The sequence below is a fragment of the Rhodobacter maris genome, assembly GCF_900217815.1.
GTDB classification, from domain to species: Bacteria; Pseudomonadota; Alphaproteobacteria; order Rhodobacterales; family Rhodobacteraceae; genus Rhodobacter; species Rhodobacter maris.
In genome coordinates, this window is the sequence record NZ_OBMT01000009.1 from 84,920 (window position 1) to 96,374 (window position 11,455).

The 11,455-nt window shown below is 63.1% G+C and carries 9 protein-coding genes; 2 read left to right on the forward strand and 7 right to left on the reverse strand.

Features of this window, described 5'->3' with window-relative positions:
• Positions 1 to 8 precede the first annotated feature (8 nt).
• From CRO22_RS12715 to CRO22_RS12740, 6 genes are all read right to left on the reverse strand, one after another.
• Positions 9 to 1,385, reverse strand: coding sequence for a ribulose-bisphosphate carboxylase (locus tag CRO22_RS12715; RefSeq protein WP_097070532.1), 1,377 nt, complete (start codon positions 1,383 to 1,385; stop codon positions 9 to 11).
• Between the two features lie 17 nt (positions 1,386 to 1,402).
• Positions 1,403 to 2,467 (reverse strand): class II fructose-bisphosphate aldolase, encoded by a 1,065-nt coding sequence (fba, locus tag CRO22_RS12720; RefSeq protein WP_097070533.1) that lies wholly within the window; start codon positions 2,465 to 2,467, stop codon positions 1,403 to 1,405.
• An 82-nt stretch (positions 2,468 to 2,549) separates the two neighbouring features.
• On the reverse strand, positions 2,550 to 3,551 hold the full coding sequence (gene gap / locus CRO22_RS12725; RefSeq protein ID WP_097070534.1) for a type I glyceraldehyde-3-phosphate dehydrogenase: 1,002 nt from the start codon (positions 3,549 to 3,551) through the stop codon (positions 2,550 to 2,552).
• A 9-nt stretch (positions 3,552 to 3,560) separates the two neighbouring features.
• Positions 3,561 to 5,534, reverse strand: coding sequence for a transketolase (gene tkt, locus CRO22_RS12730; RefSeq protein WP_097070535.1), 1,974 nt, complete (start codon positions 5,532 to 5,534; stop codon positions 3,561 to 3,563).
• Positions 5,535 to 5,612: 78 nt separating this feature from the next.
• Entirely contained in the window at positions 5,613 to 6,491 is an 879-nt protein-coding gene (locus tag CRO22_RS12735; protein ID WP_097070536.1) for a phosphoribulokinase, read from the reverse strand.
• Between the two features lie 6 nt (positions 6,492 to 6,497).
• Positions 6,498 to 7,493 carry a class 1 fructose-bisphosphatase gene (locus CRO22_RS12740; protein WP_097070537.1) on the reverse strand — a complete coding sequence of 332 codons (996 nt, stop codon included), beginning with the start codon at positions 7,491 to 7,493 and terminating at the stop codon, positions 6,498 to 6,500.
• A 92-nt stretch (positions 7,494 to 7,585) separates the two neighbouring features.
• Between CRO22_RS12740 and cbbR the strand changes: the two genes are divergently transcribed.
• Positions 7,586 to 8,587 carry a LysR family regulator CbbR gene (cbbR, locus tag CRO22_RS12745; RefSeq protein WP_097070538.1) on the forward strand — a complete coding sequence of 334 codons (1,002 nt, stop codon included), beginning with the start codon at positions 7,586 to 7,588 and terminating at the stop codon, positions 8,585 to 8,587.
• An 11-nt stretch (positions 8,588 to 8,598) separates the two neighbouring features.
• On the forward strand, positions 8,599 to 9,570 hold the full coding sequence (locus CRO22_RS12750; RefSeq protein WP_097070539.1) for a quinone oxidoreductase family protein: 972 nt from the start codon (positions 8,599 to 8,601) through the stop codon (positions 9,568 to 9,570).
• Positions 9,571 to 9,820: 250 nt separating this feature from the next.
• On the opposite strand, the gene CRO22_RS12755 is transcribed toward CRO22_RS12750, so the two are convergent.
• Positions 9,821 to 11,446 (reverse strand): alpha-D-glucose phosphate-specific phosphoglucomutase, encoded by a 1,626-nt coding sequence (locus CRO22_RS12755; RefSeq protein ID WP_097070540.1) that lies wholly within the window; start codon positions 11,444 to 11,446, stop codon positions 9,821 to 9,823.
• Between the last annotated feature and the right edge of the window lie 9 nt (positions 11,447 to 11,455).

An 11,455-nucleotide genomic window follows, 5' to 3' on the forward strand; every position in this document is an offset into this window, starting at 1 on the left:
GATGCCACTCAGTTCACGCCCAGAGCAACGCGCCAGCCCGGATAAAGCTTGTCGGCATCGCCCTGGAAGCTTTCGAAGGCGCGCGCCAGTTCGCGGTGGTCCTTGGCATAAGTGACAAGATCCACGCCCGCTTTCCAGGCATCACAGCTCTGGCGGAGCGAGATCGCACCCGCGGTGCCGCCGTCGAGATGGCCGAAGGCGCCGCCGCCCGAGGTCTGGATCACGTTCGAATGGCCGAGGTTGTCAAAGAAGCCCGGCAGGCGCAGCGCGTTCATGCCGCCCGAGATGATCGGCGTGGTCGGCTTCATGCCGAGCCAGTCCTGATGGTAATAGGGGCCCTGCGCGGCCTCGTCGGTCAGCATATAGGCCATGATCTTGTCGGAGGCATCGCCCTCCATCTTGCCATAGCCCATGGTGCCGGTGTGGATGCCCGAGGCCCCTTGCAGACGCGACATTTTCGAGAGCACGAAGGCGGTGTAGCCGCGCATCGATTGCGGCGAGGTGACGGCCCCGTGACCCGCCCGGTGATAGTGCAGGAACTGATGCGGGAAGCAGCGCCGCGCCGTCGTGATGGCGGCGGGGCCGGTGACGTAGCCATCCACGAGGAAGGCAACGTGGTCGGCGTTTTCGCCAAAGGTTTCAAGGATGTATTCGCCGCGGGCAACCATTTCAAAGTGGTCGTCGGCGGTGATGTTGGCCGAGAAAAGCTTCGCCTCGCCGGTTTCGTCTTGCGCGCGCTTCATTGCATCCGCCACAAGGCGGATCGTTTCGCGCAGCGGCGCGAAGGTCTGGTTACCCTGCGGCTCGTCGTTCTTGATGAAATCACCGCCGAGCCAGAACTCGTAGCAGGCATCCGCAAAGGGTTTCGGACGCAGGCCGAGCTTCGGCTTGATGATCGTGCCGACGACCATGCCGCCGTTCTTCACATCGCGGCCAAGCACCCGCCACATGTCCGAGATGTTCATCGACGGGCCATCGAAGAGCCGCAGGTAGCAGGGCGGCACGTAGAAATCGTGCATCTTGGCGTATTCAACGTCGCCCATGCCCTGGTTGTTGCCGATCGTCAGCGTCAGGAACGAGCACAGCATCGCGCGCCCGTCGATGATGTTGCGATCAAACAGCTCGACCGGATAGGCGATCTTCATCAGCTCTTTTTCCGGGTCGATCTCGTAAACCAGCGCATCGACGCCACGGGTGAAATCGTCGGTGGTCGAGACTTCGACGTTGGTGCCGGTGGAGCTTTCGGCGGCAAAGTGCGCGGCGGTTTCAAGGTAGCCGTAGCCGGCCTTCGGCTTCATGATATAGGCGCAAAGAACGTGGCGCCCACCAGCAATGAGATCGGCTTCCTTCAGGTCGAGCCGGGCGTAACGGTTGGACTGATCCATGATGAGGGTCCTTTCGATCAGTTGGTTTTGGGCGCAAGCGAACCGCTGGCATAGCGTTTCGCCATGTCATCCATCGGGATGACCTTGATTTTGGAAGCATGGCCTGCGGTGCCAAAAGCTTCAAGCCGGGCTTTGCAAAGGTCGCGCATCGCATCCATCGCGGGCTTGAGGAATTTGCGCGGGTCGAACTCGGCCTTGTTCTGCTCGGCGATGCGGCGGAACTGCCCGGTCATGGCCATGCGGCAATCGGTGTCGATATTGACCTTGCGCACGCCCATCTTGATGCCGCGGACAATCTCTTCCACCGGCACGCCAAAGGTTTGCGGCATGGCGCCGCCGAATTCGTTGATGATGTCTTGCAGATCCTGCGGCACCGAGGAGGAGCCGTGCATCACAAGGTGGGTGTCGGGCAATTTCTTGTGGATCGCCTCGATCACGCTCATGGCGAGGATCTCGCCATCGGGCTTGCGCGAGAATTTATAGGCGCCATGCGAGGTGCCACAGGCGATCGCCAGCGCGTCGACTTGCGTTTTCTTCACAAAATCAACGGCCTGATCGGGGTCGGTCAGCAGCTGGGAATGATCGAGCTTGCCCACGGCGCCATGCCCGTCCTCGGCCTCGCCCTCGCCGGTCTCGAGCGAGCCCAGAACGCCAAGTTCCCCCTCGACCGAGGCGCCGACCCAATGCGCCATCCGGCTCACATGTTCGGTGATCGCGACGTTGTACTCGTAGCTCGCCGGCGTCTTCGCATCGCCCTCGAGCGAGCCATCCATCATCACCGAGGTGAAGCCGTGGCGGATCGCGGTCATGCAGGTGGCCTCGTTGTTGCCGTGGTCCTGGTGCATGCAAAGCGGAATGTCGGGGTAGATCGCGGCGAGCGCCTCGATCATCTTGGCGAGCATGATGTCGTTGGCATAGGAGCGCGCGCCGCGGCTCGCCTGGATGATCACGGGCGCGTCGCAGGCCTTGGCGGCCTCCATGATCGCAAGCCCCTGTTCCATGTTGTTGATGTTGAAAGCAGGCACGCCGTAGGAATATTCCGCAGCGTGGTCAAGCAGTTGGCGAAGGGTAATCAGGGCCATCTTGGCTTTCCTCTTGTCACGGAGCAGCTTTCATCTTGCTCCAAATATCCCGGGGGTCCGGGGGCAGCGCCCCCGGCTTGGTTCAGATCAGCTTGCCCATCGCCACGGCGGTATCGGCCATGCGGTTGGAAAAGCCCCATTCATTGTCATACCAGCTCAGAATACGGACCATCTTGCCGTCCATGACCTTGGTCTGATCCATGTGGAAGATCGAGGAATGCGGGTCATGGTTGAAGTCCGACGAGACATTGGGCAGGTCGGTGTAGCCAAGCACGCCTTTGAGCGGGCCGTCAGCCGCCGCGCGGACGGCGGCGTTGACCTCGTCCACGGTGGTGGCGCGTTTCGCTTCGAAGACAAGGTCCACCACCGAGACATTCGGCGTCGGCACCCGGATCGCGACGCCATCGAGCTTGCCCTTAAGTTCCGGCAGCACGAGGCCCACCGCTTTCGCCGCCCCGGTCGAGGTCGGGATCATCGAAAGCGCCGCCGCGCGGGCGCGATAGAGATCTTTGTGCATCGTATCAAGCGTCGGCTGGTCGCCGGTGTAGCTGTGGATCGTCGTCATGAAGCCTTTTTCGATGCCGATCGCATCGTTGAGCGCTTTGGCAACGGGCGACAGGCAGTTGGTGGTGCAAGAGGCGTTGGAAACGACCATGTCCTCGGCGGTGAGCGTGCCGTGGTTCACACCAAAGACGATGGTTTTATCCGCCCCGTCGCAAGGGGCCGAGACCAGCACCCGTTTCGAGCCGTTTTGCAGATGCGCCGCGGCCTTTTCCTTGCTGGTGAAAATGCCGGTGCATTCCATCGCGATGTCGACATTGGCCCAGGGCAGCTCCGCCGGGTTGCGGATGGCCGTCACCTTGATCTTGCCCCGGCCCACGTCGATCCAGTCTTCGCCCGTCGTCACGGTCGCGGGGAAGCGGCCATGCACGCTATCAAAGCGCAACAGATGCGCGTTGGTCTCCACCGGGCCGAGATCGTTGATCGCGACGACTTCAATATCGGTACGGCCCGATTCCACGATCGCGCGCAGCACATTGCGGCCAATGCGGCCAAATCCGTTGATGGCAACTTTAACAGTCATTCTCTTCCCTCAGATCAAGTTCTTTACTTCCGAAACAATCGCTTCGGGCGTGATATTGAAGTGCTTGTAAAGCTGGGGCGCGGGGGCCGAGGCGCCAAAACCGGTCATGCCGACAAAGGCATCCTCGGGCCCGAGGAACAGATCCCAGCCTTGGCGCAGCGCGGCCTCACAGCCCACGCGCGGCGCGGTGCCCAGCACCTTGCGGGCATAATCGCAGGGCTGCGCGGCAAAGAGCTCAAAGCTCGGCGCGGAGACAACGGCGGCGCGGATCCCCTCGGCTGCGAGTTGGTCCGCAGCGGCAAGCGCGATCTCCACCTCCGAGCCGGTGGCGATCAGCGTCACCTGACGGTCCTCCGGGTCGCGCAGCAAATAGGCGCCGCGCGCGGTGAGGTTTTCCGCCGTATGCTCAGTGCGCACCGTCGGCAGGTTCTGGCGCGACAGCACCAGAAGCGTCGGCGTCGCCTTCGAAGTCATGGCGATCTCCCAGGCCTCGGCGGTTTCCACCGCATCGGCGGGGCGGATCACCGTCAGGTTCGGGATCGCGCGCAGGCTCGCCAGATGCTCGACCGGCTGGTGAGTGGGCCCGTCTTCGCCAAGGCCAATCGAGTCATGCGTCATGACGTAAGTGACCGGCACGCCCATCAGCGCCGAAAGCCGGATCGCCGGGCGGCAGTAATCGGCAAAGGCCATGAAGGTGCCGCCATAGGGGCGCAGGCCGCCATGGAGCGCGATGCCGTTCATCGCCGCGCCCATCTCATGCTCGCGGATGCCGTAGTGGATATAGTCGCCCGCGTAATCGCCCGGGGTGATGGATTTCATCCCCTTCGAGCGGGTGAGGTTCGAGCCGGTAAGATCGGCCGAACCGCCGACCGAGAAGGGCAGGGTGGCGTTCACCACGCCAAGCGCCATTTCGGAGGCCTTGCGGGTCGCGACCTTCGGCTTTTCGGTCGAGAGCTTCGCCTTCCAGGCGTTGATCGCCGCGGGCAGGGCCGAAGTGTCATCCGCCTCCGCCTTGTTGAAATCGGCACGCGCGGGGCAGGCGGCAAGCCGCGCTTCCCACTCCGCCCGTGCTGCGGCGCCTCGGGCGGCCACGCGGCCCCAGGCGGCGTAAAGCTCCGCCGGGATCTCGAACGGCGCATGCTCCCAGCCAAGGCAGGCGCGCGCGGCCGCGATTTCCTCGGCCCCGAGCGGTGCGCCATGCACGTCATGCCCGCCCTGCTTGTTGGGCGCGCCAAAGCCGATCACCGTGCGGCAGGCGATCATCGAGGGGCGCGGATCTTTTCGCGCGGCTTCGATTGCGGTGGCAATTTCGTCGGGATCGTGGCCGTCGCATTTCTGCACATGCCAGCCCGAGGCGGCAAAGCGCGCGCCCTGATCGGTGGAGGTGGAAATTGTCGTGTCGCCGTCGATGGTGATGCCATTGTCATCCCAAAGCACGATCAGCCGGCCCAGCTTCAGATGTCCGGCAAAGTCGATCGCCTCATGGCTGATGCCCTCCATCAGGCAGCCGTCTCCCGCGATGACATAGGTGTAATGATCTACAATATCATCACCATAGCGCGCATTCTTCATGCGTTCAGCCAGCGCCATGCCAACCGCGGTGGCAATGCCTTGGCCGAGCGGGCCGGTGGTCATTTCGATGCCGTCGGCATGGCCGTATTCGGGGTGACCTGCGGTGCGCGCGCCAAGCTGGCGGAAATTCTTGAGCTGCTCTATATCCATATCGGCATAGCCGAGCAGATGGTGGATCGCGTAAAGCAGCATCGAGCCATGCCCGGCCGAAAGCACGAACCGGTCCCGATCGGGCCATTTCGGCGCTTGCGGATCAAGCGTCATGAAGCGGTTGAAGAGCACGGTCGCCACATCGGCCATGCCCATCGGCATGCCGGGGTGGCCCGATTTTGCCTTTTCCACCGCATCCATGGCAAGCGCGCGCAGCGCATTGGCCATCTGCCGTTCTTCGGTCATCACGATATCCTTCATGGCACTCCTCCCTGATGTGCCGTTCCCTTCGGGGCCCAGCGTGCCGGGCCCCGTCCGATCTGTTTGGGGGGCGCTCGTTCAGGCGCGCGCGCGACGGCCTTCGCGCACCAGCCGCTCGATCAGCGGCGTCAGGATCAGCTGCATCGCCAGATCCTGCTTGTTGCCCGGAATGACGATCGAGTTGGCCCGGCTCATCCAGGAACCATGGATCATCGAGGTCAGATAGGGGAAGTCGATCCCGCGCGGGTTGCGGAAACGGATCACGATCAGGCTCTCGTCCGGCGTCGGGATCCAGCGGGTGATGAACGGGTTCGAGGTATCGACCACTGGCACGCGCTGGAAGTTGATGTCGGTTTGCGAGAATTGCGGCACGATGCAATGCACATAGGCATGCATGCGGCGCAAGATCACATCGGTCACCGCCTCGGTGGTGTAGCCGCGTTGCGCCCGGTCGCGGTGGATCTTCTGGATCCATTCGAGGTTGATCACCGGCACGACGCCGATTTTCAGATCGGCATGGGCGGCGATATTCACCTGATCATTGGAGACGCAGCCGTGCAGCCCTTCGTAAAAGAGCAGATCGGTATCGTCTTCGAACGGCGCCCAATCAGTGAAATGACCCGGCTCCACGCCATATTTTGCGCTCTCATTGGCGTCATGCACATAATGACGGGTGCGGCCCTTGCCAGTTTCGCCATATTCGCGGAACACCCGCTCCAGATCCTCGAGCGCATTCGCCTCAAACGAGAAATGCGAGAAAGTGGCGTCGCCCGCGGCATAGCGCCGGTCCAGCTCGGCCTTCATGTCGGCGCGGTTGTAGCGGTGGAAGGCATCGCCCTCGATTGAGACCGCCTTCACGCCCTCACGGCGGAAGATCTGGTCGAAGGTGGCCTTGACGGTCGAGGTGCCAGCGCCCGAGGAGCCGACGACGGAGATGATGGGGAATTGTTTCGACATGGGGCTTCAGCTCCGGAACAGGCCGCGGTTGTTGAAGAGGGCCGAGGTCTCTTCGCCGGGCAGGTCATGATAGGCGGCGACGCGGGCAACCTTGGCGGCGCAGCCGAAAACGAAGGGGGTGCGGGCATGGAGTTTGCCGGGCAGCGCGGTAAGGATTTCCTCGCAACCATCGGTGGCGCCGCCGCCCACTTGCGTGATCAGAAACGCGATCGGCGCACATTCATAGACATGGCGCAACCGGCCATGCTCGTAGCCCTTGCGCTCGTCGCCCGGATAGAGGAAGACGCCGCCGCGCATCAGGATCCGGTGCGTTTCCGCCACCAGCGAGGCGATCCAGCGCATGTTGAAATTGCGCCCGCGCGGGCCTTCGGCTCCGGCTACGAGGTCATCGACAAAGGCGCGGATCGGCGCCGGCCAGTGGCGATAGTTCGAGGCGTTGATCGCATATTCCGAGGTGTCCTGCGGCAGCGGCTTGATGTCGGCCACGCGGCGGAAGCTGTTGGTGTCGAGATCGAGCACCCAGTGCTGCACGCCCCGCCCGAAGCTGCACACAAGCGCGCATTGCGGGCCGTAGATGATGTAGCCGCCCGCAAGCTGTTCGGTTCCCTGCCGCAAAAAGCTCTCATCGGGGCCTTCGGCGGCCGGGAAGATCGAGAAGATCGTGCCGATTGAGACGTTCACGTCAATGTTGGAGGAGCCATCGAGCGGGTCGATCGCCAGCGCGAGCGTGCCCGCGCCAAGGCTCACCACCTCGTCTTGTTCCTCGGAGGCATAATAGGCCACCGCGGAGTCCTCAAGCGCGGTGCGGAACAGGTCATCGGCGATCACATCGAGCGCCTTTTGACCGTCACCGCCGGCATTGGTGCCAACGCCCGCCGCAAGATCGCGTTCAACGCCGTTGCGAGAGATGATGCGGGCGACCTGGGCCCCCACCGCGGCCAGACGTTGCATCACGTCTGCCAGTTCCGGGCTGAGCCCGAGGTCTTCCAGCTCGATCGCCATAGCTCCTCCTGCCATCTGCTGGCCGGACGTTGCGCCGAATGCGCTTTCATGCAAATTTGAAATTCAGCAATTCGCTTTAAGGAAAATCTAAAATGATCCGCCTCGACAGCATCACGCTCAAACAGCTGCGCGCGCTTCAGGCCGTCGCAAAAGGTGGATCCCTGACCGCGGCAGGTCAGATTATTGGCCTGACAACGCCAGCAATTCACACCCAAATCAAGAGCTTGGAGGATGCCGTTCAGGTCAGGCTCCTGCAGCGGGCCTCGGATGGCGGCGGATCGGAACTCACCGAGGCGGGGCGGACGCTGCTGGAGACCGCGCGGCGGATCGAAGACGCTTTGTCGCAGGGCGGGGCCAATCTGGCGGCGCTCGCGCGCGGTCAGGCAGGGCGGGTGACGCTGGGGGTCGTCTCTACCGCGAAATATTTCGCGCCAAGACTCGTCAAGGCCCTGAGCCTCTCGAACCCCGATATCGAAGTGGCGCTGCGGGTCGGCAACCGTGCCGCCACCATCGAGGGGCTCGAACGCGGGGCCTTCGACATCGCCATCATGGGGCGGCCGCCGCGCCGCCCTCCCGTTCAGGCCGAGCCATTGGGGCCGCATCCGCACGGGCTCCTGGCCGCACCCGATCATCCGCTGGCGGGGCAGGGGGTGGCGGTGGACGCGCTCTTTGCCCAGATCTTCCTTGCGCGTGAGAAAGGCTCGGGCACGCGGATCCTGATGGAGCGCTGGCTCGACAGGGTGGGCGACGGCCAAGCTTATGAGACGCTTGAGATGGATAGCAACGAGACGATCAAACAGGCCGTGATGGCGGGGCTCGGCATCGCCTTTCTGAGCCTTCATACGGTGACCGAGGAACTCGCCTCGGGGCGGATCGTGCCATTGCAGGCCCCGGGCCTGCCGATCCTGCGGCACTGGTTCATGGTGCGCCGCGAGGACGAGGCGCCACGGCCGGTCGCGGCACAGCTCTGGCAAGCGATCCTCGGGCTCGCCGGCAGCTATCTGCCGGGCGCTCCGGCACATGGTTTCGAGGTCCGGGGGGCGATTGACGCGGCTGCCCGGCCGGGTCATCCTGACCCGAACCTGCCGATCTGAGGAGATCCGAGATGAGCTATGCGATGGTGGTGAGCAGCCCCGGTGGGGTCGAGAATTTTCGCCGTGTCGCGCGCGACATCCCGCAGCCGGGCGCCGGCGAGGTTACCTTAAGACATACGGCCATCGGCCTGAATTACATTGATGTTTATATGCGCACAGGGCTCTATCCTTGGCCGGTGACACAGGATCTCGTGACCGGCTCCGAGGGGGCCGGCGTGATTGAGATGGCCGGCCCCGGGGTTGATCTCGCCCCCGGAACGCGTGTCGCCTATACTCAGCCGAACGGTGCCTATGCAAGCCACCGGGTGATCTCCGCTGACCAGCTCGTGCCGATCCCCGAGGGGATCTCGGACGAGATCGCCGCCTCGGTGATGCTCAAGGGGCTCACCGTGCATTACCTGATCCATCATTCCTACGCCGCGCAGCCGGGCGATTGTGTGCTCGTCCATGCCGCGGCGGGCGGCGTTGGGTTGCTCGCCGGGCAATGGCTGAAAGCGAAAGGCGTGCGCGCGCTTGGCACCGCGGGAGGGGCGGCCAAATGCGCGCTCGCCGCCGCGCATGGCTATGACGCGGTGATCGATTATCATGCACGGGATTTTGTTGCCGAGGTGCGCGCGCTTACCGATGGCAAGGGTGTTCAAGCCGTCTACGATTCTGTCGGCGCGGTTACGCTGCAGAAATCGCTCGATGTGCTGGAGCGTTTCGGGACATTAGTGAGTTTTGGCCAAAGCTCCGGTCCGGCACTCGATTTTCGAGTCAATGACCTTGCACGTGGCTCGCTGCGGCTGACACGACCCACGCTTTTTCATCACACGGCGCGGCCGGGCTGGCTGCAATCGGCAAGCGGCGAACTTTTCGAGATGATCCTGAGCGGCGCGATCCACGTCGAGATTGGTCAGCGCTTCGCTTTGGAGGATGTCGCCACCGCCCACAAGGCGCTCGAAGCGCGCAAGACCACCGGCTGCACGATCCTGACAACGTAGAAAAGCAACCATGAAACACACGCGCTGCGGAATAAGGGTTTTGCACGAAAAAGCAGCTAATATGGACGCCGTGGCGGCTAATTATTTTACATAATACTGATTATCGGATTATCGGACTTTCCCTGGTCGCGTCCAACAACTTCGCTCGGGCTCATGGCGTTCTGCGATGATTATCAGTTCCCCGTAAGATGAATCGCGCGCGATGCCCCGCGCAACGCGCAAGCGCAGCGCGGGGCCTAATTGCCGCTGGTCAGGTAATCACATCCGGGCCAGTGCGGCCGGTGCGCGCCCTGATGCCCACGATCTCTTCTGTCGCCGCGATGATCGGCGCAAGCGCCGCCTGTGGCTCTTCTGTCAGTCCCTCGGGCCCCGGTGCATATCGCTCGAGATAGACGCGCAGCGTTGCCCCCTCGGTGCCGGTTCCCGAGAGCCGCAGCACCACGCGCGAGCCGCCGGTGAACAGGATCCGGAACCCCTGGGCGGCAGAGACCGAGCCATCGACCGGATCGGTGTAGCTGAACTCATCCGCGCTTTCGACGACAAGCCCTTGGAATTCTTTTCCTTTCAGGCTCTCCAACTGATCACGCAAATCGCCCAGCATGGCGTTGGCGACATCATTGGGAAGCACCTCATAATCATGACGGGAATAGTAGTTGCGGCCATATTCTTCCCAGTGATCCGCCATGATCTCGGCCACACCCAACCCCCGCACCGCGATGATGTTGAGCCACATCAGAACCGCCCAGAGCCCGTCTTTCTCGCGGACATGGTCGGAACCAGTTCCGAAGCTTTCTTCGCCACAAAGGCTCACCCGGCCCGCATCCATGAGATTGCCGAAAAACTTCCAGCCAGTCGGCGTCTCATAGCTGTCGAGCCCGAGCTTTTGCGCCACCCGGTCCACGGCCGCCGAAGTGGGCATCGAGCGCGCGACCCCCTTCAGCCCCGATGCATAGCCCGGCACCAGATCTGCATTGGCGGCGATCACTGCGAGGCTGTCGGAGGGCGATACATAGATGCCGCGGCCGAGGATCATGTTGCGGTCGCCATCGCCATCAGAGGCGGCGCCGAAATCGGGTGCGCCCGGCCCCATCATCTCGTCCATCAGCTCATGCGCCCAGGTCGGGTTGGGATCGGGGTGCATGCCACCGAAATCCGGTAAGGGGTGCTCATGCACCACCGTCCCCCTGACCGCCCCGAGCCGGTTCTCGAATATCTCCACAGCATAAGGCCCGGTAATGGCGCACATGCTGTCCATCCGAACCGTAAAGCCCTCATGAAAAATACTGCGCAATGCTTTGAAATCGAATATCTCTTCCATCATGTCGGCATAGGCGGCCACGGGGTCCACCACTTCGACCACAAGGCCGCCCAGCACCGTTTCTCCGACCATGTCGAGGTTCACATCGGGGGCATCGAGCTTCCGATAAGACTCGATTTCCCGGGTACGGGCGAAGATCGCCTCGGTCACCGCCTCCGGCGCGGGCCCGCCATTCGCCATGTTGTATTTGACCCCGAAATCGGCCTCTGGCCCCCCGGGGTTATGGCTCGCCGAGAGGATCAGCCCGCCATCGGCCCCGCGCTTGCGGATCAAGTTCGAGGCCGCGGGCGTTGAAAGCCAGGCGCCCTGCCCGACAATGACCCGCGCGACGCCATTTGCCGCCGCCATCTTCAGGATGCATTGCGCCGCCTCGCGGCCGAAATAGCGCCCGTCCCCCCCCAGAACGAGCACTTTGCCCGCAACGCCCCCCAGAGCATCGAAGGTGCTTTGCACGAAATTCTCCAGATAGCCGGGTTGCATGAAGACCGCGGTCTTCTTGCGCAGCCCCGAAGTGCCGGGTTTCTGGCCTTCAAAGGGCCGGGTCGAATGGCTCGTCATGGCAAGCTC

Coding starts and splice junctions, on each gene's coding strand:
- CRO22_RS12750 (WP_097070539.1), top strand. CDS start 8,599: ATGAGCTATGCGATGGTGGTGAGCAGCCCCGGTGGGGTCGAGAATTTT.
- CRO22_RS12735 (WP_097070536.1), bottom strand. CDS start 6,491: ATGTCGAAACAATTCCCCATCATCTCCGTCGTCGGCTCCTCGGGCGCT.
- tkt (WP_097070535.1), bottom strand. CDS start 5,534: ATGAAGGATATCGTGATGACCGAAGAACGGCAGATGGCCAATGCGCTG.
- cbbR (WP_097070538.1), top strand. CDS start 7,586: ATGATCCGCCTCGACAGCATCACGCTCAAACAGCTGCGCGCGCTTCAG.
- fba (WP_097070533.1), bottom strand. CDS start 2,467: ATGGCCCTGATTACCCTTCGCCAACTGCTTGACCACGCTGCGGAATAT.
- CRO22_RS12755 (WP_097070540.1), bottom strand. CDS start 11,446: ATGACGAGCCATTCGACCCGGCCCTTTGAAGGCCAGAAACCCGGCACT.
- CRO22_RS12740 (WP_097070537.1), bottom strand. CDS start 7,493: ATGGCGATCGAGCTGGAAGACCTCGGGCTCAGCCCGGAACTGGCAGAC.
- gap (WP_097070534.1), bottom strand. CDS start 3,551: ATGACTGTTAAAGTTGCCATCAACGGATTTGGCCGCATTGGCCGCAAT.
- CRO22_RS12715 (WP_097070532.1), bottom strand. CDS start 1,385: ATGGATCAGTCCAACCGTTACGCCCGGCTCGACCTGAAGGAAGCCGAT.